Genomic DNA, 24,347 nt, shown 5'->3' on the forward strand with positions numbered 1-24,347 from the left:
CCGTCAGGTCATCGGCGAAGTGCCGGTCACCAGTGGCATCGGGCACGTACTTCACACAGACAACGATCCTCAAGCTCACGCCGGCTCTCCTACTGCATCCGTCATTTCTGTGGGTCCCCCGTGCCGTGGGCCAGGGGCTGCCTTGTGCAGGCAGCATAGGCGCCTGAAGGCGGGGTTTCCGGTCGGGGCGACCGGCACTCCGAACGGAATATTACTCGTCAGTACATCGAGCGACTGCACCATAAGCAAGCGCTTGGAACTGTGATGTTGACAACGCTGTGTAACCGGAACTGTCAGTCCCTCAGGGCGTTGAAGCGCCCCTGGTGGTAGAGGAGCGGACGTCCGGCTCCGGCCGGGTCCCCCGCGACGGCCTCGGCGACGACGATGCGGTGGTCCCCCGCCGGTATCCGGGCGACGACCCGGCAGACCAGCCAGGCCAGCACTCCGCCGAGTACCGGAACTCCCTCCGGTCCGCTACGCCAACTGGTGGGCGGGGCGAAGCGGTCCGCTCCGCTGCGCGCGAAGGTGTCGGCCAGTTCGCGCTGATGCTCGCCGAGTATGTGGACGCCTATGTGCCCGGCCTCCGACACGACGGGCCAGCTCGACGAGGCGGTGCCGATACCGAACGAGATCAGCGGGGGCTCGGCGGCAACCGAGTTGAGGGAGGTGGCGGTGAAGCCGACGGGCCGGTCGCCACAGGCAGTGATGACCGCGACCCCGGCAGCGTGCTGCCGGAAGACGGAGCGGAGCAGGGCGGGCGAAGCCGGCTGGGAGGAGCCGAGGTCGGGCGTGGCCGTCATGCAGTTGTCCTTCTGCGGGGGGTGCGAACGGGTCCGGGGCTGCTCAGGCACCTGGACAGCGCGCACTCGCGCGGCGGGCCGGGTCCGCATGCGCCCGGCCATGGAGAAGGAGTGAGAACGACACATCGTCAGCCTGGCGATTGATGGTGCATGCAGTCAAGCGGGTCCCGCGATATGGGAGCAGCGTCACGGCGCCGGGGAACCGTGCGACGGAGAGGCGTGACGGCACCGACATCCGCCGCGGAGCAACCACTCGGCACGCCGTCTCGAGACGCTCCGGGCTTCGGAGCCGCGCCCTCGATGCACGCTGCTTCAGAGCACCGAGCCGAGTGCGGCAATGACATCGGCTCTGCGGGGCTGCCCGGACGCTCTCCTCACGATCCGGCCGCCCGCGTCGAGCACCAGCACGGTCGGCGTGCGCAGGATCGCCAGCTCGCGCACGAGCGTCAGACTGCCCTCGGCGTCGATCTCCACATGCGCGACCCCGTCGACCATCCCTGCCACCTCGGCGAGTGTCCGCCGGGTCGCCCGGCAGGGCTGACAGAAGGCACTGGAGAACTGGACGAGGGTCGCCCGCTCCCCCAGTTCCGCACCCAACTCGGCCGCGCCGAGCCGCTCCACATATCCGCTCATCATCCGTCTCCAGCGCCTCCGGGGCCACGAAGATTCCCGTCCGGTGACACGACGTGACGAGAATCTCGCCGTACGAGGCGCCCAGGACTGGCCGTTGCGCCGCGTATGGGGCACGATCTGCCCATTGCCGAAAACCTACGGCTGCGTAACTTCCGCCGGGCGAACCCCACCCGGGGCACAGTGAAGGAAGGGTCTCCCCACACATGGCAGAGCTCGTCTATCGGCCGGTCGTCGGCGCCGCCGTCACGATGTTCAAGGCGCTCGACCTGAAGATCGACACTCAGGGGGCGGAGAACATTCCGCGCTCCGGCGGCGCGGTGCTGGTGAGCAATCACATCAGCTACCTCGACTTCATCTTCTCCGGCCTGGCGGCGCTGCCGCAGAAGCGGCTGGTCCGCTTCATGGCGAAGGACTCGGTCTTCCGGCACCGGATCTCGGGTCCGCTGATGCGCGGAATGAAGCACATCCCGGTGGACCGGTCGCAGGGCGAAGCGGCGTACGCGCATGCTCTGGACTCACTGCGCTCCGGCGAGATCGTCGGGGTCTTCCCCGAGGCCACGATCTCCCAGTCGTTCACGCTGAAGAGCTTCAAGTCGGGTGCTGCGCGGCTGGCCCAGGAAGCCGGCGTACCTCTGATCCCGATGGCGCTGTGGGGCACCCAGCGGCTGTGGACCAAGGGACGTCCGAAGAACCTCAGGCGCAGCCACCTCCCCGTGACCATCCGGGTCGGGGAGCCGATGGAGGCACCGACCGACCAGTACGCGGGTGCGATCACCCGGCGACTGCGTGAACGAGTACAGGAACTGCTCGAGGCGGCCCAGCGCGCCTATCCGGTGCGCCCCAAGGACGCGAACGACACCTGGTGGGTGCCCGCGCACCTCGGGGGCACGGCGCCGACCCCGGCAGAAGTCCGCGGGGTCTGACGGCCGGTCGGCAGCCGGCCGCCGGAACGTCACACCCTGATGCGGCCCGTCACTCCGGGGTGTGGACGGTGATCCGCGCCCCGGGGCTCAGCCTTTCCAGCATCTCGGCCAGTTCGGCACCCGCGGCCTCGAGCGCACCGGTCGTCATGGGTGCCAGCGACTCCAGCAGGAAGATCGCGTTCACCGACTCCTCGGTGAGCCGGGTGCGCGGGCCCTGGCGCCAGTTCCAGCGCCGGCAGGTGACCCCCTCGTCGTCGCACCAGACGATCTCGCCCGCGTCGGGGTGCTCCACCGTCTCCTCGCCCGCCGAGACCACGACGAACGGCTCCTCACCGGTGGCGCGCACCAGCCGCATGGCGCCCCGCACACGGTCCAGGTCCTCGCCGCCGACCGGGATCAGATGCGCCACGCTGATTGCGTTGTAGGCGTCCACGAGCAGATTGACGCGCGGCAGTCCACCGTCCGCCGCCGCGCGCCTGGCGAGCGCCTCGGCCGAGTTCCGCGTACGGGACGGCTTGGCACCGAAGGCGGTGTACGCCGCACGCCAGGCGGCCATGTGCGGGTCCTCGTGCGGGGCGCGGCCGTCGAGCCGCTCGGCGAGCCGGCGGGCCGCGTCGTCGAGCAGGGCCGAACTCTCTTCACTGCTGGGCCCGTTGACCAGGCCATACGCCTCGACGGCAAGATGGGTGAAACCGGGAACCAGGGTGCGCACCTGGTCGGACACGGTGAGCATGAGGGTCATCTTCTGCCTTGCTTCGGCGCTTCTCAGCGTGACGATGGACGCGTGCAGTCCATCATAAAGCACCACGCGGTTCACTTCATTCGACTTCTCATGCCGCCCACCCTTCGGTCCCGACCCGCGGGCATCCCGCACTCCACTCCCGGCCGGGCTCGCGGACAGTCGCACCGAAGAGGACTTGAACATGTTCAACATCTACCCCTAGGCTCCGGGGCAGGGGAACTGAACACGTTCAAGGAGCGGGGTCATGATGACCGTCCTGGTCAATGCGATCGTGATGCTGGGCATACTGGTGATCGTCCCTGCGGGCCTCAGGCTCGTCGGCGCCCCGGCGCCGGTGCTGCTGGGCCGCTTGTGGCCCCTGCTCGCCATCCCCGGGGCAGTGGCTCTCTGGCTGCCGCGCGGGCCGGCCGCCACGGCTCTGGCCTCGGTCTACGCCCTCGCCACCGCCGCGCTGGCGCTGTACGCCCCGGTGCGTCTGCGGCGCACCCGATCGCTGGCCCCCTCCGAGATCGCCACGCTGACCGCTCTGGCCACACCGGCGGTGGCCGGGGTCGCGCTGGTCGCCGAGCGTTCGGGCCACCGCCTCTTCGGCTTCGACCTGGAGATCCTGGCTCTGACCGTCCCGCACTTCCACTACGCGGGCTTCACCGCAGCGCTCGTGGCCGGACTCGTCTGCCGGGCGGTGGACGGACCGTTGGGCCGCTACGCCGCGCTCAGCGTCCCCGTCGGGACCTTGCTCGTCCTCGCCGGCTACTTCGTGAACGACGTGGCCGAGCTGGCCGGGGCCCTCGTACTGACGTCGGGGATGTGGGCCGTCGGCCTGCTGACCTGGCGGGAGATCCGCACCGGCAGCGCAGAGCGGCTGAGCCGGGCGCTCCTCGGCGTGTCCGCATCCGCCCTGGTGGCGACGATGCTTCTGGCCCTGAGCTGGGCCGTGGGTGAAGCCACGGGGCTGCCACATCCGAACCTCACCTGGATGGCCTCCACCCACGGTCTCGGCAATGCACTGGGATTCGCCCTCTGTTCGGTGCTGGCCTGGCAGCGCCTGACCGCCCCGAACGGGAGCGTCCGCACCGCGCCGGCCCCCCGTCCCCTGCACACGAAGCACCAGCCCGAGGAGTGCCGCATGGACACCACGCCCCGAGTGAACTACCCCGAGGTCGGCGCCACCCGCGTCGACCCCCTCCCGGACGGCTACCACCATCTCCGCCACCGCACCGCGGTCGGCAGAGGCCGCGCCGCCTTCGAGGCCGCGGGCGACGCGATCGTCAGCTGGCGGATGCACCGTTCATCCGGGGCACGGGTCCGGGCGGACACACCACGCGCGGAGCGGAACCTCCCCGTCGAGCTGTCCGTGGGCATCGGACCGCTGCGGTTCGTCGCGCCCTGCCAGGTGATATGGGCGGAGGACAGCGGAAATCGCCGGGGATTCGCCTACGGCACCCGAGCCGGACACCCCGAACAGGGAGAGGAGTCGTTCGTCGCGGAACTCGGCGGAGACGGCACCGTGTGGTTCACGGTGACCGCGTTCTCCCGGCCCGCCCGGTGGTACACGCGGCTCGCCGGCCCGCTCGTACCCGTACTCCAGCATCTGTATGCCCGCCGGCTGAGCCGCACGATGCGGCAGATCGCCGCGGCGGCTGCCGACGACCATGGAACGCATGAGGTGCCAGGACTCGCCTGAGGGCTGTCCCGCAATTCCTGGTGGACCGGCGCGCGGTGCCAGATGCGTGGGGTCTCCCCGGGCCCGCCGGCGCCGAGGGGAGCATCGCTGGGCGGTGGGGGCACTCCCCCGCTCCGCCGGGGATTGCGGGACAGCCCTCAGCGGCGAGATGTGCGCCTCGGGGGCTGCCCGGCACCACGGCCGGACAGCCCCGAGGCGATCCGTTGCTCGAAGCCGACCGGTCGTGTGCGTCCGGCCGCAGCACCAGAAGTTGTCCCTCAGGCCGCCATTTCTTCCTTGAGCGCCAGCACGAACGCGTCCACGTCGTCCTCGGTGGTGTCGAAGGAGCACATCCACCTGACGTCGCCGGCCGACTCGTCCCAGAAGTAGAAGCGGAAGCGCTTCTGCAGTCGCACGCTGACCTCGTGCGGAAGGCGGGCGAAGACCGCGTTGGCCTGGACCGGGTAGAGGATCTCCACACCGCCGACCGCCCGCACGCCCTCCGCGAGACGCTGTGCCATCGCATTGGAGTGCCGGGCGTTGCGCAGCCAGAGGTCCTTGGCCAGGAGTGCTTCCAACTGCACCGAGACAAAACGCATCTTGGAGGCCAGCTGCATGGACAGCTTGCGCAGATGCTTCATATGGCTGACTGCGTCCGGGTTGAGGACGACGACGGCCTCGCCGAAGAGCATGCCGTTCTTGGTGCCGCCGTACGACAGGACGTCCACACCGACCGCGTTGGTGAACGCCCTCATCGGCACGTCGAGCGACGCGGCGGCGTTGGCTATCCGGGCGCCGTCGAGGTGCACCTTCATACCGAGACCGTGCGCGTGGTCGACGATCGCACGGATCTCGTCCACCGTGTAGACGGTGCCCAGTTCGGTGTTCTGGGTGATCGACACGACCTGCGGCATGGCCCGGTGCTCGTCGTCCCAGCCGTACGCCTGGCGGTCGATCAGCTCGGGAGTCAGCTTGCCGTCCGGCGTCGGTACGGTCAGCAGCTTGAGGCCGCCCATCCGCTCCGGCGCCCCGCCCTCGTCCACGTTGATGTGCGCGGACTCGGCGCAGATCACCGCACCCCAGCGGTCGGTGAGCGCCTGCAGCGCGACGACATTGGCCCCCGTGCCGTTGAAGACGGGGAAGGCCTCGGCCGACGAGCCGAAGTGGCTGTGGATGATCCGCTGGAGATGGTCCGTGTACTCGTCCTCGCCATAAGAGACCTGGTGCCCGCCGTTGGCCAGGGCGAGGGCAGCCAGCACCTCCGGGTGCGCGCCTGCGTAGTTGTCGCTGGCGAAGCCGCGCACCTGGGGGTCGTGATGCCGGCGGGCGTCCGTGATCACGTTCTTCAACGGGCTCACGGCTTGGGGGTCAGCCACAGACGCTGTCCATTCACTTCCGGGGCGGGCCGGTCCCAGACTCCGGCAATGGCCTCGGCCAGTTCCTTGACGTCCGTGAAGCCCGCGAACTTCGCATTGGGGCGCTCGGCGCGCATGGCGTCGTGCACCAGTGCCTTGATGATCAGGATGGCAGCCGCGGCGCGCGGGCCCTCCTCACCCCCAGCTTTACGGAACGCATCGGCGAGCGCCAGGGTCCAGGCCTCGGCGGCGGCCTTGGAGGCGGCGTAGGCGGCGTTGCCCTCGGTGGGCCTGGCGGCACCTGACTGGCTGACCAGTACGTACCGGCCCTTGTCGCTTCGCTTCAGCGGCTCGTGGAACGCGAGCGAAGTGTGCTGGACCGTGCGGATCAGCAACTTCTCCAGCAGACTCCAGTCGGCCAGCTCGGTCTCGGCGAACGTGGCACTGCCGCGCCAGCCGCCCACCAGATGGACCAGACCGTCGATCCGCCCGAACTCCTTCTCGGTCTGCTTCGCCCAGTCGCGGGTGGCGTTCAGATCGAGCAGATCGACCGTGTCCCCGGTCACGGTCGCACCGCCGTGTGCATACCGGGCCGCGTCGACCGCCTCGGCGAGCCGCTCGGTGTCGGCGTCGGCGGCCACGACGATGGCCCCGGCCTCGGCCAGTCGCAGCAGGCAGGCACGGCCGGCGGGGCCGGCCGCCCCTGCCACCGCGATGACGGCACCGTCCAGCACTCCGTTGCCGTTCGATTTCATGGTGTTGGTCTCCTCGGTACGAGAGTTCACGCGGCAGCTCGTTCGGCGTTCGCCGCGGTGATCCCCTTGGTCGAGGCGATCACGTCCTTCATCTTCTTGGAGAGCGCCTCAAAGAACATGCTGAGCGGAAACTCGTCCGGAAGCACGTCGTCCACCAGCTTGCGGGGCGGCTGGGTGAGGTCGAGGGCGTCGGGGCCCTTGGCCCAGCGGGAGCCCGGGTGCGGTGCGAGGTAGGTGGCGACCAGTTCGTACGCCTTGAACCAGTGGACCAGCTTCGGACGGTCGATGCCGTCGCGGTACAGCTTCTCGATCTCGGCGCACAGCTGGTTGGTGACCTTGGGGGCCTGCTCCCAGTCGATCCGCAGCTTGTTGTCGGTCCAGCGGATCACATCGTGCTTGTGGAGGTACGCGAACAGCAGCTGGCCGCCGAGGCCGTCGTAGTTGCGCACACGGTCGCCGGAGAGCGGGAAGCGGAACATCCGGTCGAAGAGGACCGCGTACTGCACGTCCCGGCCGTGCGCGTTGCCCTCGGACTCCAGTTTCACGGCCTCCTTGAAGGCGGTGAGGTCACAGCGCAGCTCCTCCAGGCCGTACATCCAGAACGGCTGGCGCTGCTTGATCATGAAGGGGTCGAAGGGCAGGTCGCCGTGGCTGTGGGTACGGTCGTGGATCATGTCCCAGAGCACGAAGGCGTTCTCGCAGCGCCCTTGGTCGTGGACCATCGCGGCGATGTCCTCGGGCAGCTCCATGCCGAGGATGTCCACGGCCGCGTCCGTGACACGGCGGAAGCGGGCCGCCTCGCGGTCGCAGAAGATGCCGCCCCAGCTGAACCGCTCGGGGGCCTCACGCACCGCGATGGTCTCGGGGAACAGGACGGCCGAGTTGGTGTCGTACCCGGCGGTGAAGTCCTCGAAGGTGATGCCGCAGAAGAGCGGGTTGTCGTAGCGGGTGGCCTCCAGCTCGGCGAGCCACTCCGGCCAGACCATGCGCAGCACGACCGCTTCGAAGTTGCGGTCCGGGTTGCCGTTCTGCGTGTACATGGGGAAGACGACCATGTGCTGGAGGCCGTCCCTGCGGTCGGCGGCAGGCTGGAAGGCCAGCAGCGAGTCCAGGAAGTCCGGCACGTCGAACGCGCTGTCGGCCCACTTCTGCAGGTCGGCGACGAGCGCACGGTGATACGCGGCGTCGTGCGGGAGGAGGGGGGAAAGATCCTCGACCGCGGCGACCAGGCGCTCGACGGCGTACTCCGCGGAGGCGCGGACCGGGGCGCCCTCTGCATCGAAGTCGATCGAACCGTCGTTGGACTGCCAGGGGCGGATCTCCTCGACGGCATCCTTGAGCGTGCGCCAGGCCGGGTGCTCGACCACCCGAGCGGCAGTGGCTATTTCGCTACCGATAGCGTCCTGCACAAGAATTTCCGTCATGTCACTTCCTTCACGGGAGAACCTCGCGTCAAGACACCGTATCCGTGCGTGTCTCTTCCGTACAAGTGTGACTTTGGGAAATTATCCTGTCGACCCCCTTGGTCACCGCAGATTTTGTTGCCCTTCACACATCCGGAGGCATCAGATCCGGTCGGTGACCGTGACGAGGCGCCCATCCGCCCGGAACATGGATGAGTGTCCCCCGGTGGCCGGAAAGCATGCACGTCCGGTGACCCAGCGGTGGGCGAAGCCCCTGCCGAGGGGTGTGCACTGCGCGGCACCGCCCGGTGGTGCGCAGCGCGGATCGGCCCCGTCAAGGCCCGCAGGACTCGCCCACTCACGGGTGAGCCGACCCCCGGTGAAGCCCCCGGAACCACCGGCGCCACGGGCCCGGCGTCCTTGTGCACGACCGGTTACGCGATGAACGTGGGCCACTAGGCTGCGCCCGGGCCGCGTGGGGCACCGGCGCCGCGCGGGAGCCGTAAGCGACCCGAGCCCGAACCATCGACGGAAGCGAGAAGATCTTGAGTTTCCTCACCATCGGTCATCGCGGGGTCATGGGTGTCGAACCGGAGAACACCCTCCGTTCCTTCGTCCGCGCCGAGCAGGCGGGCATGGATGCCATCGAGCTGGATCTCCATCTGAGCAAGGACGGCGCCCTCGTCGTCATGCACGACGCGGAGGTGGACCGTACGACCGACGGCAGCGGGGCGATCGCCGAGAAGACCCTCGCCGAGCTGCGGGAGCTCGACGCCGGTCATGGCGAGCGCATCCCCGTCCTCGAGGAGGTACTGGCTGCCGTGCGCGCGCCGCTCCAGGCCGAGATCAAGGACATCGCGGCGGCACGAGCGCTCGCCGATGTGATGCGCCGGCACGATCTGGTCGGCCGGGTGGAGGTGTCGTCCTTCCAGGACGAGGCGGTCGCGGAGATCTCCTCGCTGGTGCCCGGGGTCCGGACGGTCCTCGTCGCCAGCCGCTGGGGCGGCGACGTGGTGGAGCGTGCGCAGGCGGTGGGCGCCGCCGCGCTCGCGCTCAACATCCGCCGGCTGACCCTCGAGACCGTGGAACAGGCGCACGCCGCGGGCCTCAGGGTGCTCGGCTGGGTCGTCAACACACAGGAGCATCTGCGGCTGGTGCGCGCCCTCGAACTCGACGGCGCCACCACCGACTTCCCGGAGATCCGGCGCACCAGCCGTTTCACGGCCTGACGCACGCCCGACGGCCTGCCGCCGGATCGCTCAGCCGAGATCCTTCACCAGCAGCTCGAACTGAAGGTCCTCGCGCCGCGGCACCCCGAAGCGCTCGTCGCCGTACGGGAACGGGGTCATCTTTCCCGTACGGCGGTAGCCGCGCCGCTCGTACCAGGCGATGAGCTCGTCGCGGACCGAGATCACCGTCATGTGCATCTCGCGGACACCCCACGACTCCTGCACGCTGCGCTCGGCCTCGGCGATGATCTGCCGGCCGAGCCCGGCGCCCTGAAGTTCGGGACGGACTGCGAACATCCCGAAGTACGCCGCTTCGCCGCGGAGTTCCAGCTGGCAACAGGCGATCAGGCTGCCGTCCCGCTCCACGACGAGGAGCCTGCTGCCCTCCGCGGCGATGACCTGCCGGACGCCGGCCGGGTCGGTCCGCTGCCCGTCCAGGATGTCCGCCTCGGTGGTCCAGCCGACCTTGCTGCTGTCTCCGCGGTACGCCGACTCTATGAGCCCGACGAGCGCGGGCACATCGGCCTCCGTGGCGTCGCGGAACGACAGGCGGGCGGGGTCCTGCGGCAGGGCTGTGTCCATTGGTGTCGGGGCTCCGATCGCTCATGTGCCGTCTACTGTGCTGACCATGATGCACGTGCTGAGCAGCCGCATCCTGCTGCGGCCGACCGATCCCGAGCGGTCCCGGCGGTTCTACGAGGACGTACTCGGTCTGCAGATCTACCGCGAGTTCGGCACCGGACCCGACCGGGGAACGGTCTACTTCCTCGGCGGTGGGTTCCTGGAGCTTTCCGGACGCTCGCAGACGCCGCCCGCGCCCGGGCCGGCGCTCTGGCTTCAGGTCTCCGACGCGAAGGCGGCGTACGGGCACGTCCTGGCGCACGGGGCTTCGGTGGTGCGGCCTCCTCAGCGGGAACCGTGGGGCCTGGTGGAGATGTGGCTGACCGATCCCGACGGGTTGCGGATCGCGGTGGTCGAGGTGCCCGAGGACCATCCGCTGCGCCGGCCCGAGGCACCGCAGACCGGGCTCTGAGCCCCGCGTACACCTGTGCGCTCGTATGTGCCGAGCGAGGCACGGGCATCACCTGTCCGACACCGTCGAGCGGGGAGGTGCTCGGTGCACGGACCGGCGACGTCGGGCTGGTTACTGGTCGCGCTGTGCGCTGCGTCAGGGGCGTACTGCCTGCTGCGCATGCGCAGCAGCACGGGTGAGGAGCGCAGAGCCGCCGGCGGCGAGGCGGTGATGGGGTTCGGCATGGCCGCGATGGCCCTGCCCTCCGCCGTCGCTCCCCCGCCGCACTGGGCCTGGCCGGTGTACGCCGCGGTTTTCGGCGCGGTGGGGCTGCAGAGCCTGTGGGCGGCGCGTGGCTCGCCGGGGGGCACCCGCCACATGCATCATCTGGTGGGCTCGCTGGCCATGGTGTACATGGCCGTGACGATGGCGCCCGGCGTCTCCGGCGGACACGGCGGGCACGGAGGTGCGGGCGGAGTACCGCTGCTGACCGGGGCGTTGCTCGTGTACTTCGCCGTGTTCGTGCTCCGGACCGGTACGCGGCTGGTCCCGGTCGGCGCCCGCGCCGGCGGTGCGGAGGCGGCGTGGGCCACCCTGCCGGAGCTGGCGCTGGCCTGCAGAGTGTCGATGGGCATGGCGATGGTTGCCATGCTGCTCGGTGTGTGAGACACCCGGATGGGGAAACCGTGGTGTACATCACTTGGCCCGTCCGCCCATACCCGGGAGTAGTACCGCGCTCATAGGCTGGATCCCATGATGGTCTCCCTCGCGCTGCTGTCTCTCGGCGCACTGGCCGCCGTCGTGGCACCCCGGCTGATGTCGCGGGCCGACTGGCCGGAGCGTGAGCCGGTGGTGGCGTTGTGGGTGTGGCAGTGCGTGGTGGCCTCGGTTCTGCTGAGCTTCGCGCTCTCCATGACCATCAGTGCCGCGGCGGCCTGGCAGGACGTGCGGGGATCGGTGTTCGCGCCCGCCCCGAGCGCTGTGGTGGAGGCGTACGCATGGGGGGCGCACGGCCCGTGGTCGGCAGTGCTCGCCGTGCTGCTGGCGTGCGGCGGGCTGTGGACCGGGGCGATGCTGACCCAGGAGGTCTACCGGGCGCACATGCGGCGCAAGCGGCGGCGGGCCGAACTCCTGGTGCGCGCCCCCCTGTTGCCGGGCGAGAGTCCCGGCAGCGATCCGTTGGTCCTCCTGGAGGGCGACCGCCCCGACGCATGGTGGCTGCCGGGCGCGGCACCCCAGCTGGTCATCACCACTGCGGCGCTGCGCCGCTTGAAGGGCCGTCAGCTCGATGCCGTGCTCGCCCATGAGCAGGGGCACGCACGGGCCCGCCACGACTGGCTGCTGCACTGCTCGACGGCGCTTGCGAACGGCTTTCCGCAGGTGCCGGTGTTCGCCGCGTTCCGGGACGAGATGCACCGGCTGGTGGAACTGGCGGCGGACGATGTCGCCTCCCGGCGGTTCGGCCGGCTGACCATTGCGCTGGCGCTGGTGGAGCTGAACGAGCACCGTGGAGTCTTCGGCCCCTGCCCGACGCCCGACGCCCAGCTGCCGCAGCGCGTGAACAGGCTTCTCGCTCCGGTCCCCCGGCTCACCGCGGGCCATCGGCTGGGGCTGACCACGGCGGCCGCCCTGGTTCCGGTCGTACCGCTGCTGGTGGCATTCGTGCCCGGTCTGCGCGCTCTGGCATAGCCTCATCGCCGCGATCGCGGGCAAGATCCCCCCATGCCTCCCGCAACCGGTCATTCGCGTCCGCACACCCTGTTCCGCGCACCTTCCCGAGTCGCGGCCCTGACCGCGGTCCTTTCGGTACTGCTGCTGGTGGTGGTGGCCGTGGGCTGGGCGCCGGTGATCTCGTTCGACCGCACGGTCGCGGACGGACTGCACAGATCCGCGGTCGCGGATCCCGGCTTCACCCGAGCGAACCGGATCTTCAGCGACTGGGTCTGGGACCCGTGGACGATGCGTGTCCTGGTGGCCGCGGTCGTCGTCCTGTTGCTGTGGCGGGGCGACCGGTTGCTCGCACTGTGGGTGGCGGGTGCGAGCGCCGTGGGGTCTGCTCTGCAGCAGGTGCTGAAGTCCGTGGTCGGCCGTGAGCGCCCGCACTGGCCGGACCCGGTGGACACCGCGCACTATTCCGCCTACCCCTCCGGTCACGCCATGACGGCGGCGGTCACCTGCGGGCTGTTGCTCTGGCTGCTGGGGCGCCATGGTGCGGGGCCGCGCCTGTGGTGGGCCGCGGTGCTCGTCTGCGCCGTTTCGGTGGTCGGTGTGGGCTTGACCAGGCTCTATCTGGGGGTGCACTGGTTCACGGACGTGATGGCCGGCTGGCTGCTGGGCGTCTTCCTGGTCGCCCTCACCGCGGCGTCGTACGAGCGCGCGGCCTTGATCTGGAGACGCTGACCCCGTGAGGATCACCCCATGGCGATCAAAGGCGTGCTCTTCGACTTCTCGGGAACGCTGTTCCGGATCGAACCCGTCACGGCATGGCTGCGTGCGGCGCTCGATGCGACGGGGGTGTCGGTGGGACGGGAGGAGTTCGAGCAGTACGCGCGCGAACTGGAGGCGGCGGGGGCGCTGCCCGGCGGGTCCACCCCGCAGCGCGTCCCGGAGTCCCTGGCCGAGCTGTGGTCCACGAGGGACGAGCGCCCCGAGCGCCACCGCGCCGCCTATGTCGGGCTCGCCCGCCAGGTCGGGCTGCCGGATCCGCGGCTCTACGACGCCCTCTACGAGCGGCACAAGACCCCGCCCGCCTGGCGGCCCTATCCGGATGCGGCCGAGGTGCTCGGGGAACTGCGGCGGCGCGGTGCGGGTGTCGCGGTGGTCAGCAACATCGGCTGGGACCCCCGGCCGGTGTTCCTGGCCCATGGGCTGGACGCGTTCGTGGACGCTTACGTCCTGTCGTACCGGCACGGAGTCCAGAAGCCGGACACCCGGCTGTTCCGGGTCGCCTGCGACGCGCTGGGGCAGGACCCGAGCGAGGTACTGATGGTCGGTGACGACCGGCACGCGGACGGCGGTGCGGCGAAGCTGGGCTGCGCCGTGCGCTTCGTGGACCATCTGCCGGTGGACGAGCGGCCGGAAGGCCTGCGCCCGGTTCTCGGCCTGGTCGGCGTATGAATCCGGACCCGGATTGGCGACACTGGAGGCAGAGCCACGGAATGCGGGCATCCGTCTTCCGCACGAACACATGGCGGACCGACCGGGCCGGGCGATCCCCCGCGTCGCCCGGACTGGCCGGCCACCCCCGCTGACCAGGCACGTACACGTTCCTGGGCGGTTCGCGCTGAGTATATTGGCCGAGAGCCAGTCAACGCAGGAGTCAAGCATGTCCCCGCGGAGCGCGTCGGTCAATGAAGAACTCCGTCGGCGTTCCCGGGAGCGCCTGCTGCAGGCCACAGTGGATCTCGTCACGGAACGCGGTTACGAATCGACCACCCTGGGTGACATCGCGGACCGCGCGGGGTCGGCGCGCGGGCTGGTTTCGTACTACTTCGCGGGCAAACGGCAGCTCTTCCAGTCCGCGGTGCACCGGCTGATGCATCTGACGCTCGAGGCGGCCCTGGAGCGCGAGCCGCGCACGGACGACGGCCGGGAACGGCTGGCACGGGCCATCGACGCGGTACTGGGGCTCGCGGTGGACCGGCCGGTGCTGATGAGGGCCCACATGGCGGGGATTCTGCAGGCCGAGGGGTTCGTCCAGTGCCCGGAGCAGCAACGGCTGGCACATCTGCTGCGCGACACGGTCGAGCGGTACGGCTCGCAGGACGTGGACGCCGACTATCCACTGCTGCGCGCGCTGCTGATGGGTGCCGTGTTCGCGGTGGCCCTGCCGGGGGCACCGATGCCGCGTGAGCGGCTGCGGGCGGAGCTGTTCCAGCGGTACGGGCTGGACTGGGAGCTGGGAGTCCCGCCGGGCGGGAGACCACCCGGCGGGACGGGCCGTGCACGTGCGGTTCCGGACCAGTCGCGGTCGGATCCGGCGGATCAGTCGAAGTAGTCCGGCTGGGTCTGCACATTGAGCTCGTGCATGCGGATCCGCTTCGCCTTGTCGGTGCGGCGGTCGTCGAGCCTCAGTACGTCGAGGCCCAGGGCGATGTCGTTCGAGTAGATGTGGCCGTTGTAGTAGTAGGCGGACCACGAACCGCCCGAGGTGATGGTGTCGGTGGAGCGGGGACCACGCTCGAAGTAGGCGATCTCCTTGGGCTTGGCGGAGTCGGTGAACTCCCACACCGAGACGCCGCCCTGGTACCAGGCCTGGACCATGATGTCGCGGCCCTTGACCGGGATCAGCGAGCCGTTGTGGGCGACGCAGTTCTCGGTGTCCGCCTGGTGACGGCCGATCTTGTAGTAGCTGCGGAAGACGAGCTTGCGCTTGTCGCCCTTGCCGACGATGTCGTAGATGCCGTCGGCACCGCGGTTCGGCCCGACGACGGCGTTGCAGGTGGCGGCGCCACCGCCGCCCAGTTCGTCCGTGAAGACGACCTTGTTGGCACGCTGGTTGAACGTCGCCGAGTGCCAGAAGGCGAAGTTGACATTGTCCTGGACCTGGTCGATGACCTTCGGGTGCTCGGGGTCCTCGATGTCGAAGAGGATTCCGTCACCCATGCAGGCGCCCGCGGCAAGGTCCTCCGAGGGCAGCACGGTGATGTCGTGGCAGCCGGTCGTCTTGGAGACACCGGGGTTGGTGGGACCACCGGGGTTGCCGCCCCCGTCCGGACCCTCGCCCGGGAAGAGCACCGGGAAGTTGACGATCGCCGCCCTCTCGGGAGCCTTGCGCGGCACCTTGATGACGGAGATCCCGTCGTGCGGCGGCCGGCAGTCCGGGAACGCCGCGTTCGGCGAGTACGAGGACACGTACACGTACACGTTGCGGCGCTCGGGCACCAAGGTGTGCGTGTGCGATCCGCAGGCGGTCTCGACGGCAGCGACGTACTTCGGGTTGCGCTTGTCGCTGATGTCGAAGATCTTCATGCCCTCCCAGGAGGACTTCTCCGTCGCGGGCTGCGACGTGCTGTTGCAGGAGTTGTCGTTGCGCGAGGAGTCGGTGGAGAGGAAGAGCAGATCGCCGGAGACGGAGACGTCGTTCTGCGATCCGGGGCAGAGGACCTGGGCGACCGTCCTCGGCGCCCTCGGGTTGCTGATGTCGAAGATGCGGAAGCCGTCGTAGTTGCCGGCGAAGGCGTACTTGCCCTGGAAGGCCAGGTCCGAATTGGTCCCCAGGAGCGCGTCCTTGGGGATGTTGGCGAGGTGCTTGACGTTGTCGCTGTGGACGATCTCGTCCACGCCGGGTATCTCGCCGCTCGCCACTGCGGACTTGGCTTCGGCGCGCTGTGCCGTGGAGACCTTTCCCTGGGGCGGGGTGTCACCGGGGTCGGGGATGGCGGCCGCGGGTCCGGCCGTCAGCAGAGTGGCGAGCAGCCCGGCTGCGGCAGCTGCCACGGCCGGACGTCTGCGCCGCACGCGGGTGGTGTGCAATGAGAACACTGCGTCCTCCCTTGTCTCCGTTCGAAGTTGAACGGTTCACGGACCCCGGCAGTATCGTCCTTTGCATGCTCATTCCAACAGATGGGAACAGAGCCGTATTGAAGGAAACTGATCATTCAGCCGTGCAACCAAGCAAGTTCGGTCGCCGACGAGCCCTAACGCTCCAGGAGGTTGCTGTGTTGCTGCTCCTTAGATCACGTTTCGTCCGCGGATCCGCGCTCGCCGCACTGTCCGCGGCCGTCGTACTGGCCCTGAGCTCCTGCGAGTCGAACCCGCAACCCACGGGGCAGGCCGGCAGGGGCGACGACCACCCCGGCGTGGTGGCGCCCGGCAAGCCGGGCGAACCCGCGAAGACGCTGTCGCCCGAGGAGGCCAGGAAGGCGGCCCCGGCCGGCACTCCCAATGCGGCGGACTTCTCGTACGCACAGATGATGATCACGCATCACGGCCAGGCCCTGGAGATGACCGACCTGGTACCGGACCGCGCAGGCAGCGAGAAGCTGAAGAGGCTCGCGGAGAGGATCACGGCGGCGCAGCAGCCCGAGATCGGAGCCATGCAGGGCTGGCTGAAAAACAACGGTGACGGCGGGGAGGCGAGCGGTCACGGCGCCCATGACCGCGCAGCGATGCCCGGAATGGCCACCAAGGCGCAGCTGGCACAACTGCGTGCGGCGAAGGGGAAGGCGTTCGACGAGCTCTTCCTGAAGCTGATGATCACGCATCACGAGGGTGCGATCGCCATGGCCGCCGATGTTCTGTCCGAGGGAAGCAACGTCCAGGTCGAGGAAATGGCCAACGATGTGATCGCACAGCAGACGGCAGAGATCAGCCGTATGCGCTTGATGTGAGCCTCCCCGTGCGCCCGCCCGGGTGCCATGCTGGAAGCACCCTGCGGAAGGAGCGCGGTCGTGCTTCGAGTCGCCGTCGTCGGTTCCGGCCCGAGCGGGGTGTACACCGCTCAGGCCCTCGTACAGCAGTCCCTGGTCCCCGATGTCCACGTGGATGTACTGGACCGGCTCCCGTGCCCGTACGGGCTGGTGAGGTACGGAGTCGCACCCGACCACGAGAAGATCAAGTCCCTGCAGAACAACCTCCGAACGGTTCTGGAGCACGAACGGATCGGCTTTGTCGGCAATGTCGAGGTCGGCGCCCGTGGCCTGGCGCCGGCCCGGCTGCTCGAGCTCTACCACGCGGTCGTGTACTGCGTCGGGGCCGCCAGGGACCGCAGACTGTCGGTGCCCGGCGAGGATCTGCCCGGCAGTTGCTCGGCCACCGACTTCGTGTCCTGGTACAGCGCCCATCCCGATGCTGCGGCCGGCGGATTCGCCCTCGCGGGGGTCCGGTCCGCGGTCGTGATCGGGGTCGGCAATGTCGCCGTCGACGTCACGCGGATCCTCTCGCGCGGCGCGGCCGAACTGCAGCCGACCGATGTGCCCAGGGCGGCGCTCGGCGCGCTGGCCGCCAGCGGCGTGCGCGAGGTCCACATGGTCGGCCGGCGCGGCCCTTCGCAGGCGAAGTTCACGACGAAGGAGCTGCGGGAGCTGGGCGGGCTGCCGGACGCATCGATGGGGGTGGATCCGGAGGACCTCCTGCTGGATCCCGGATACGCCGACCCGTCGGCGCTGGCGGCCGTGAACCGGCGCAATGTCGAAGTCGTACGGGGCTGGGCGGACGCGGTCCACGACGCATCGCCCGACCCGGCCCACCGTATCCGGCTGCGGTTCTTCCTACGGCCCGTGGAACTGCTGGAGGGCGACGGCCGGGTGGCGGGCGTGCGTTTCGAGCGGACCGTGCCGGACGGCGCCGGTGGGGTGCGTGGAACCGGTACCTACGAGGAGATCGAGGCACAGCTGGTGCTGCGGGCCGTCGGCTATCGCGGAGTGCCGCTGGACGGGCTGCCGTTCGACCCGGCCCGCGGGACGGTGCCGCACGAGGCGGGACGGATCCTGCGGGACGGCGTACCGTCACCCGGCGAGTACGTGTCGGGATGGATCAAGCGTGGGCCCACCGGGGTGATCGGGAGCAACCGGCCGTGCGCCAAGGAGACGGTGAACTCGCTGCTCGCGGACGCCGCCACGCTGGCGGCGCGGCCCCTTTCGGGTGAACCACTGGTCGCACTGAGGGAGTTGGGGCACGAGCCGGTGGAGTGGCCCGGCTGGCTGGCGATCGAGCAGGCCGAGGCGGCGCTGGGGCACTCCCTCGGCAGGCGCTCGGTGAAGATCCCCGACTGGGCCGGCCTGCTGGACGCGGCACTCGGCGCGCGAGCCCCGCAGGAGCAGGAGCTGACTCAGGATCGGCAGCCGGCGGCATGACCTCTCGGTCCCGGCGGCGGCCCGCCGGGACCGAGGCACGTCCTGCGGACTCGTGGTGGTGGTCAGTCGGTGCCGAGGCGGCCCGCTTCGCGCGCGGCGGCGGCCAGAATGCTGTCGAGCAGGCCCGGGAACAGGGTGTCCAGATCGTCGCGGCGCAGCCCGTTCATCTTCGCCGCGCCCCGGTAGACCTGCCGGATCACTCCGCTCTCGCGCAGCACCCGGAAATGGTGCGTTGCCGTCGACTTCGTGACGGGCAGTTCGACGTGCGAACAGGAAAGCGCGTCGGGTGCCGTCGCGAGCTCGCGCACGACCCGCAGCCGCATCGGGTCGGAGAGCGCATGGAGCACACCCTCCAGGCGGATCTCGTCGCGCCCGGGGTGGGCGAGTGCACGGGGGCTTGTCGCACTGGTCACGGCGGCACTCCACTTCATCCGGGTGCCACCATCGTACGAGGTTCATCGTAGTTCTGAGGCCATATCGACCTGACGCCGGTGCGGTGCCCGGCCGTCCGGGCACCGCACCGGCGTCTCCGCGGGCCGCCTCGCGCAGCGGCCGGGACTTCGGTTACTCGACTTGCTCGACTTACTCGACTTACTCGACAACCAGCTCGACCGGGATGTTGCCGCGCGTCGCCTTGGAGTAGGGGCAGACCTGGTGGGCCTGCTTCACGAGCAGCTGGCCGGTCTCGCCCTCGAGCGAGGCCGGCAGTTCGACCCGGATGACCGCGGTCAGACCGAAACCGCCGTCCTCGTCCTTGCCTATGCCGACCTCGGCGGTCACCGAGATCTCGCTCGTGTCGACCTTCGCCTGCCGCCCGACCAGGCCGAGGGCACTCGCGAAGCACGCCGCATAGCCGGCCGCGAAGAGCTGCTCCGGGTTGGTGCCCTCGCCACTGCCGCCCAGAGCCTTGGGCGCGGCAAGCGGCAGGTCCAGGCGGCCGTCGGAGCTGACGGCACGACCCTCGCGGCCATTGGCGGTGGCCACTGCGGTGTAGAGCGCGTTCATGGGAACCATCCCTGTGTTCGGTGGGGTCGGACAGGTGTAACTACAGCACACAATTCAGTTGTGCACAACTTGATTGCGCGAGGGGTAGGTACTCTGGACCCATGAAGACGACACCGGACACCCGGCGGGACGAGCAGGTCCTCCGCCTCGACCAGCAGATCTGCTTCTCGCTGCACGCGGCATCCCGCGCCTTCAACGGCGTCTACCGGGCAGTCCTCAAGGACCTGGGGATCACCTACCCCCAGTACCTGGTGATGCTGGTGCTCTGGGAGCACGGAGAACTGCCCGTCAAGGCGATCGGCACCCGCCTGCGGCTCGACTCCGGGACCCTCTCGCCGCTGCTCAAGCGGCTGGAGACGCTCGGCCTGGTGGAGCGGCGACGCAGCACCGAGGACGAGCGCTCGGTCACGGTTCGCCCGACCGCGAAGGGGCTCTCCCTCAAGGAGCAGGCCCTCCTCGTACCCCACAGGATCGCCACGGCGACCGGGCTCTCCCTGGCAGAGATCGGCGACCTCCAGGAACGTCTGTCGTCGCTCACCGCAAAGCTCGACGCAGCCGATCTGGACCTCGGCACCTGGCCGGCCTGCGCAGGTCCGGACGAGGGCGACGAGGTCCCGGACGGCGCGGCGGAGGGGGACGCCCACTGACCGCGGGGATCGCACGGCGAGGCCTCGTCCACAACGACGCCACCACCCATGAGCTCGCAATCGGAGCCCATGCACGGCCTCGTACGAGAACCGTCGTAGTTTGACATCTACCATACTACGATGACTATCGTACGAGTCTTACTTTCGGCCCTCGGCCCCGCCGTGAATGGAGTCCGCCGTGAGCGCGCTGTTCGAGCCGTACACCCTTCGGTCGCTGACCGTCCCCAACCGCGTCTGGATGGCACCGATGTGCCAGTACAGCGCCGAGACCGTCGGGCGGGACGCCGGTGTCGCACAGGACTGGCACTTCGCCCACTACGCGGCCCGCGCGGTCGGCGGCACCGGCCTGATCCTCGTCGAGGCCACCGCGGTCTCCCCCGAAGGCCGGATCAGCCCGAACGACCTCGGAATCTGGAACGACGCCCAGGCCGAGGCATTCCGCCGGATCACCCGCTTCCTCAAGGACCAGGGCACCGCCCCCGGAATCCAGCTGGCCCATGCGGGCCGCAAGGCATCGACCGGCCGGCCGTGGCAGGGAGGCGCCCCGGTGGGCCCCGACGCGGACGGCTGGCGGCCGGTCGGACCCAGTCCGGTCGCCCACGACGAGCGCCATCCGGTGCCCGATGAACTGACGCATGGCCAGATCGCCGGAATCGCGGGCCAGTTCGCGGACGCCGCGCGGCGCGCACTGGCCGCGGGCTTCGAGGTCGTCGAGGTGCACGGGGCGCACGGCTACCTCATCGGCGAGTTCCTCTCCCCGCACAGCAATCACCGTACGGACGCGTACGGCGGCTCGTTCGCGAACCGCACCCGGTTCGCACTCGAGGTCGTCGACGCGGTCCGGGCGGTGTGGCCGGACGGGCTGCCGCTGTTCTTCCGGATCTCGGCGACCGACTGGCTCGAGGAGAACGGCTGGACGGTCGACGAGACCGTGCGTTTCGCGGCGCTGCTCAAGGAACACGGCGTCGACCTCCTCGATGTCTCGTCCGGCGGCAACGCGGCGGGGGTGCGCATCCCCGTCGGCCCCGGCTACCAGGTGCCGTTCGCCGCCCGGGTGAAGGCGGAGACGGGCCTGCCGGTGGCGGCGGTCGGGCTGATCACGGAACCGGAGCAGGCCGAGAAGATCCTCTCCGGCGGCGAGGCCGACGCGGTGCTGCTGGGCCGCGAGCTGCTGCGCAATCCCTCGTGGGCACGACAGGCGGCCGCCGAACTGGGAGGCCGGGTCCGCGTCCCCGAGCAGTACCACCGCTCGGTCTGACCCCGCGCCCGGTCCGTTCCGGCCGTGCGCGGTGCCTGCCGGGAGCCGCGCGCGGCCGGGCCGACCTGCGGGAACGCCCGCGCAGAGGGACGCTGTCAGTGGCCGGGTGCAGACTTGCCCGTATCCGCGACAACGGCGTCCTGGAGGTGTCGGCACATGACCGATGTACTGCTCGCTGTGGGCACTCGCAAAGGTCTCTTCATCGGCCGTGGGCGCGGCGGCCGATGGGACTTCGACGGCCCGCACTTCAACGCGCAGGCGGTGTACTCGATCGGAATCGACACCCGCCGCCCGGTCCCCAGGCTGCTCGTGGGCGGTGACAGCGCGCACTGGGGTCCTTCCGTCTTCCACTCGGACGACCTGGGAGCGACCTGGACCGAGCCGGCCAAGCCGGCCGTCAGATTTCCCAAGGACACCGGGGCCTCCCTGGAGCGGGTCTGGCAGCTGCATCCGGCGGGGCCCGCCGCACCGGACGTCGTGTATGCGGGCACGGAGCCCGCGGCCTTGTTCCGGTCCGAGGACGCCGGGGAGACGTTCGAGCTGGTGCGGCCGTTGTGGGAGCACCCGACACGGTCGCAGTGGGTGCCGGGCGGCGGTGGCGAGGCCGTCCACACCGTGGTCACGGACAAGCGGAGCGCCGACGCCGTCACCGTCGCCGTCTCCACCGCCGGGGTGTTCCGGAGCCGGGACGGCGGCGCCAGCTGGGATCCGTCCAACCAGGGGGTGTCCGCGGTCTTCCTGCCGGATCCGCATCCCGAGTTCGGCCAGTGCGTTCACAAGATCGCCCAGGACGCCGGCGATCTGGACCGGCTGTACCTCCAGAACCACTGGGGTGTGTACCGGAGCGACAACGCCGGCGCGGAGTGGACCGACATCGGCCAGGGCCTGCCTTCCGACTTCGGCTTCGCCGTCGCGGCGCATCCGCACCGTCCGGACGTGGCGTACGTCTTTCCGATCAACGCGGACGCGGACCGTGTCCCGGCCGGCCGCCGCTGCCGGGTCTATCGCACGAGCGACGCGGGCGGGACCTGGGAGCCGTTGTCCGCGGGGCTCCCCGACGGCGACCACTACGGCACGGTGCTGCGCGATGCCATGTGCACGGACGACGCCGACCCGGCCGGGGTGTACTTCGGCAACAGGAACGGCGAGTTGTACGCGAGCGCGGACGACGGGAACAGCTGGCAGCAACTCGCCTCGCATCTGCCCGATGTGCTGTGCGTCCGGGCGGCGACGCTCGGTTGAGGACGTCCGGCCGCGTGGGACCGGGCACGCGCTGCACCAGTAGAGTGACGCCCCGTGGCACGACCGTTGAAAGAGATCGTAGGACCGGGCTGGGCGGACGCCCTCGAACCGGTGGCATCACGAATCGCCGCGATGGGCGACTTCCTCCGCACGGAGATCGCCGCGGGCCGGACGTATCTGCCGGCGGGAGCGCATGTGTTGCGCGCCTTCCAGCAGCCGTTCGACGAGGTACGGGTCCTGATCGTCGGCCAGGATCCGTATCCGACCCCGGGACATGCGGTGGGACTGAGCTTCTCGGTGGCGCCGGAGGTGCGACCGCTGCCCCCTAGCCTGGAGAACATCTTCCGCGAGATGCACACCGATCTGGGACTGCCGCGGCCGTCGAACGGCGATCTCACGCCGTGGACCCGGCAGGGAGTGCTGCTGCTCAACAGGGCGCTGACCACCGCTCCGCGCAAACCGGCGGCCCATCGCGGCAAGGGCTGGGAGGAAGTGACCGAGCAGGCGATCCGGGCCCTGGCGGCCCGCGGGACGCCCATGGTTTCGGTGCTGTGGGGACGTGACGCACGCAATCTGCGGCCGCTCCTCGGCGACCTTCCGGCGATCGAGTCCGCGCACCCGTCGCCGATGTCCGCCGACCGGGGCTTCTTCGGCTCCCGGCCGTTCAGCAGGACGAACGAGCTGCTCACCCGCCAAGGTGCGCAGCCGGTGGACTGGCAGCTCCCGTGACCACCACCGGCGAAACCGCCACCGGATGGGTGCTGGGTGTCGATTCCGGCGGTTCGGGGCTGCGGGTCGCGCTCGCGCCCGCCGCACGCCCGGGAGCCACCCGGACCGCCGAGTCCCTCGAACCGGTCCGTACCGGGCCCGGCGGTATCGAGGCCGGGCATCTGCTGGAGCAACTGATGCCGATGGCGCGTGCCCTGCTCGCGGAGGCCGGGGCACCGGACGTCGGGCACGCCGCCGTCGCCCGGCCCGCGGGCGCGGGTACGGACACCACCGAGGGCACCGGGCCGTCCGGACTGGTGGCCGTCGCGGTCGGAGCTGCCGGAATGGCCACGCTCGGTGATGAACTGCGGGCGGAGGTGCCCGGTGCGCTGGAGCGGGCGTTCGGGGTACGCAGAGTGGCGCTCGCCGCGGACGCCGTGACCGCGTACGCCGGAGCACTCGGCCAGCACCCGGGTGCGGTCGTCGCCGCGGGCACCGGCATGATCGCGCTGGGGACCGATCTGACCGGCTGGCGCCGGGCGGACGGCTGGGGTCATCTGCTCGGGGACTGCGGCGGCGGTGCGTGGATCGGCCGGGCGGGCCTGGAAGCCGCGCTGCGCGCCCACGACGGACGCAAGGGCGGTTCCGCCGCCCTGCTGGCCCGCCTGGAGTCCCTGTTCGGCCCGGCGGAAGAACTGCCCGGGCTGCTCTACCCACGCTCCGACCGGGCCGCGCTGCTCGCCTCGTTCGCCCCCGAGGTCGCCCGCTGCGCCGCGGACGATCCGGTCTCGAGGAACATCCTTGCGAACGCCGCCGATCACATCGCGTCGGCAGCGGCCGCGGTGTGCCCGCCGCCGTCGGCGGGGTCGTGCGAAGTCGCTCTGACCGGCGGGGTGTTCAAGATGGGCGAGCCTCTGCTCGTACCTCTGACAGCGGCGCTCGGGCGGCAACTCCCGCACGCCCGGCATGTGTCCGCCGCCGGCGATCCGCTGGCCGGTTCGGTGAACCTCGCTGCCGCGCTCGCCGCCGGCTCACTGCTGCTGCCGCCGGATCCGCGCATGCTGCACGTGGCGGTGCGCTCATTCGGTTCATACCAGGACAGATGACGGTTGACGAACTCATAGAACAATTACGGACATACGACACGGGACCGCCCCCTCCCCGAACTGTCGCGAC

The 24,347-nt window shown here is 70.1% G+C and carries 26 protein-coding genes and 1 pseudogene; 17 read left to right on the top strand and 10 right to left on the bottom strand.

The window, feature by feature from the left end; genetic code table 11:
• Positions 1 to 293: 293 nt before the first annotated feature.
• Positions 294 to 800 carry a flavin reductase family protein gene (locus AC068D_RS29445; RefSeq protein WP_478826136.1) on the bottom strand — a complete coding sequence of 169 codons (507 nt, stop codon included), beginning with the start codon at positions 798 to 800 and terminating at the stop codon, positions 294 to 296.
• Positions 801 to 1,112: 312 nt separating this feature from the next.
• On the bottom strand, positions 1,113 to 1,436 hold the full coding sequence (locus tag AC068D_RS29450; protein WP_478826137.1) for a TlpA family protein disulfide reductase: 324 nt from the start codon (positions 1,434 to 1,436) through the stop codon (positions 1,113 to 1,115).
• 200 nt (positions 1,437 to 1,636) lie between these two features.
• Between AC068D_RS29450 and AC068D_RS29455 the strand changes: the two genes are divergently transcribed.
• A complete protein-coding gene (locus tag AC068D_RS29455; protein ID WP_478826138.1) occupies positions 1,637 to 2,356 on the top strand; it encodes a lysophospholipid acyltransferase family protein in 720 nt (239 codons plus the stop codon).
• A 49-nt stretch (positions 2,357 to 2,405) separates the two neighbouring features.
• On the opposite strand, the gene AC068D_RS29460 is transcribed toward AC068D_RS29455, so the two are convergent.
• A complete protein-coding gene (locus AC068D_RS29460) occupies positions 2,406 to 3,098 on the bottom strand; it encodes a B3/B4 domain-containing protein (protein WP_478826312.1) in 693 nt (230 codons plus the stop codon).
• A 247-nt stretch (positions 3,099 to 3,345) separates the two neighbouring features.
• On the opposite strand from AC068D_RS29460, the pseudogene AC068D_RS29465 reads away from it, so the two are divergent.
• A pseudogene (locus AC068D_RS29465) lies at positions 3,346 to 4,146 on the top strand (YndJ family protein); the annotation flags it as partial.
• Positions 4,147 to 4,224: 78 nt separating this feature from the next.
• On the top strand, positions 4,225 to 4,782 hold the full coding sequence (locus tag AC068D_RS29470) for a DUF1990 family protein (RefSeq protein ID WP_478826313.1): 558 nt from the start codon (positions 4,225 to 4,227) through the stop codon (positions 4,780 to 4,782).
• 257 nt (positions 4,783 to 5,039) lie between these two features.
• On the opposite strand, the gene AC068D_RS29475 is transcribed toward AC068D_RS29470, so the two are convergent.
• From AC068D_RS29475 to AC068D_RS29485, 3 genes are read right to left on the bottom strand one after another with little or no spacing between them, the layout of a single operon-like run.
• Positions 5,040 to 6,101, bottom strand: coding sequence for a threonine aldolase family protein (locus AC068D_RS29475; protein WP_478826314.1), 1,062 nt, complete (start codon positions 6,099 to 6,101; stop codon positions 5,040 to 5,042).
• A gap of 14 nt (positions 6,102 to 6,115) precedes the next feature.
• Entirely contained in the window at positions 6,116 to 6,871 is a 756-nt protein-coding gene (locus AC068D_RS29480) for an SDR family NAD(P)-dependent oxidoreductase (RefSeq protein WP_478826315.1), read from the bottom strand.
• Between the two features lie 26 nt (positions 6,872 to 6,897).
• Entirely contained in the window at positions 6,898 to 8,295 is a 1,398-nt protein-coding gene (locus AC068D_RS29485; protein WP_478826139.1) for a DUF6421 family protein, read from the bottom strand.
• 524 nt (positions 8,296 to 8,819) lie between these two features.
• On the opposite strand from AC068D_RS29485, the gene AC068D_RS29490 reads away from it, so the two are divergent.
• A complete protein-coding gene (locus AC068D_RS29490) occupies positions 8,820 to 9,503 on the top strand; it encodes a glycerophosphodiester phosphodiesterase (protein WP_478826140.1) in 684 nt (227 codons plus the stop codon).
• 30 nt (positions 9,504 to 9,533) lie between these two features.
• Here the strand turns inward: AC068D_RS29490 and AC068D_RS29495 are convergent, their stop codons facing one another.
• Positions 9,534 to 10,085, bottom strand: coding sequence for a GNAT family N-acetyltransferase (locus AC068D_RS29495; RefSeq protein ID WP_478826141.1), 552 nt, complete (start codon positions 10,083 to 10,085; stop codon positions 9,534 to 9,536).
• A gap of 46 nt (positions 10,086 to 10,131) precedes the next feature.
• Between AC068D_RS29495 and AC068D_RS29500 the strand changes: the two genes are divergently transcribed.
• From AC068D_RS29500 to AC068D_RS29525, 6 genes are all read left to right on the top strand, one after another.
• Entirely contained in the window at positions 10,132 to 10,536 is a 405-nt protein-coding gene (locus AC068D_RS29500) for a VOC family protein (protein WP_478826142.1), read from the top strand.
• A gap of 84 nt (positions 10,537 to 10,620) precedes the next feature.
• Complete coding sequence (locus AC068D_RS29505; RefSeq protein ID WP_478826143.1) at positions 10,621 to 11,181, top strand: DUF5134 domain-containing protein; 561 nt, start codon at positions 10,621 to 10,623, stop codon at positions 11,179 to 11,181.
• An 87-nt stretch (positions 11,182 to 11,268) separates the two neighbouring features.
• Positions 11,269 to 12,204 carry a M56 family metallopeptidase gene (locus AC068D_RS29510; protein WP_478826144.1) on the top strand — a complete coding sequence of 312 codons (936 nt, stop codon included), beginning with the start codon at positions 11,269 to 11,271 and terminating at the stop codon, positions 12,202 to 12,204.
• A 33-nt stretch (positions 12,205 to 12,237) separates the two neighbouring features.
• Positions 12,238 to 12,915 (top strand): phosphatase PAP2 family protein, encoded by a 678-nt coding sequence (locus AC068D_RS29515; protein WP_478826145.1) that lies wholly within the window; start codon positions 12,238 to 12,240, stop codon positions 12,913 to 12,915.
• 18 nt (positions 12,916 to 12,933) lie between these two features.
• Positions 12,934 to 13,632, top strand: a complete 699-nt coding sequence (locus tag AC068D_RS29520) for an HAD family hydrolase (RefSeq protein WP_478826146.1) — start codon at positions 12,934 to 12,936, stop codon at positions 13,630 to 13,632.
• 208 nt (positions 13,633 to 13,840) lie between these two features.
• On the top strand, positions 13,841 to 14,512 hold the full coding sequence (locus AC068D_RS29525; protein ID WP_478826147.1) for a TetR/AcrR family transcriptional regulator: 672 nt from the start codon (positions 13,841 to 13,843) through the stop codon (positions 14,510 to 14,512).
• Here the strand turns inward: AC068D_RS29525 and AC068D_RS29530 are convergent.
• Complete coding sequence (locus AC068D_RS29530) at positions 14,500 to 15,999, bottom strand: LVIVD repeat-containing protein (RefSeq protein ID WP_478826148.1); 1,500 nt, start codon at positions 15,997 to 15,999, stop codon at positions 14,500 to 14,502. The two genes, AC068D_RS29525 and AC068D_RS29530, sit on opposite strands and share 13 nt — an antisense overlap.
• 182 nt (positions 16,000 to 16,181) lie before the next feature.
• Between AC068D_RS29530 and AC068D_RS29535 the strand changes: the two genes are divergently transcribed.
• Together AC068D_RS29535 and AC068D_RS29540 are read left to right on the top strand one after the other, a co-directional pair.
• Complete coding sequence (locus tag AC068D_RS29535) at positions 16,182 to 16,847, top strand: DUF305 domain-containing protein (protein ID WP_478826316.1); 666 nt, start codon at positions 16,182 to 16,184, stop codon at positions 16,845 to 16,847.
• 60 nt (positions 16,848 to 16,907) lie between these two features.
• A complete protein-coding gene (locus AC068D_RS29540) occupies positions 16,908 to 18,311 on the top strand; it encodes an FAD-dependent oxidoreductase (RefSeq protein WP_478826149.1) in 1,404 nt (467 codons plus the stop codon).
• Between the two features lie 62 nt (positions 18,312 to 18,373).
• Here AC068D_RS29540 and AC068D_RS29545 read toward each other — a convergent pair whose 3' ends face one another.
• Entirely contained in the window at positions 18,374 to 18,724 is a 351-nt protein-coding gene (locus AC068D_RS29545; protein WP_478826150.1) for an ArsR/SmtB family transcription factor, read from the bottom strand.
• 178 nt (positions 18,725 to 18,902) lie between these two features.
• Entirely contained in the window at positions 18,903 to 19,316 is a 414-nt protein-coding gene (locus AC068D_RS29550) for an organic hydroperoxide resistance protein (protein ID WP_478826151.1), read from the bottom strand.
• A 101-nt stretch (positions 19,317 to 19,417) separates the two neighbouring features.
• Here AC068D_RS29550 and AC068D_RS29555 point away from each other — a divergent pair, with 101 nt between their 5' ends.
• The 5 genes from AC068D_RS29555 to AC068D_RS29575 all read left to right on the top strand — a co-directional run bounded on the left by AC068D_RS29555 (position 19,418) and on the right by AC068D_RS29575 (position 24,277).
• Positions 19,418 to 19,963 (top strand): MarR family winged helix-turn-helix transcriptional regulator, encoded by a 546-nt coding sequence (locus AC068D_RS29555; protein ID WP_478826152.1) that lies wholly within the window; start codon positions 19,418 to 19,420, stop codon positions 19,961 to 19,963.
• Between the two features lie 178 nt (positions 19,964 to 20,141).
• A complete protein-coding gene (locus AC068D_RS29560; RefSeq protein ID WP_478826153.1) occupies positions 20,142 to 21,221 on the top strand; it encodes an NADH:flavin oxidoreductase/NADH oxidase in 1,080 nt (359 codons plus the stop codon).
• Between the two features lie 156 nt (positions 21,222 to 21,377).
• A complete protein-coding gene (locus AC068D_RS29565) occupies positions 21,378 to 22,463 on the top strand; it encodes a WD40/YVTN/BNR-like repeat-containing protein (protein WP_478826154.1) in 1,086 nt (361 codons plus the stop codon).
• Positions 22,464 to 22,517: 54 nt separating this feature from the next.
• Entirely contained in the window at positions 22,518 to 23,192 is a 675-nt protein-coding gene (locus tag AC068D_RS29570; RefSeq protein ID WP_478826155.1) for a uracil-DNA glycosylase, read from the top strand.
• Positions 23,189 to 24,277, top strand: coding sequence for an N-acetylglucosamine kinase (locus tag AC068D_RS29575; RefSeq protein WP_478826156.1), 1,089 nt, complete (start codon positions 23,189 to 23,191; stop codon positions 24,275 to 24,277). The genes AC068D_RS29570 and AC068D_RS29575 overlap by 4 nt, the downstream gene beginning before the upstream one ends.
• The last annotated feature ends 70 nt before the right edge of the window (positions 24,278 to 24,347 follow it).

The organism is Streptomyces sp. NPDC043861 (assembly GCF_056435905.1).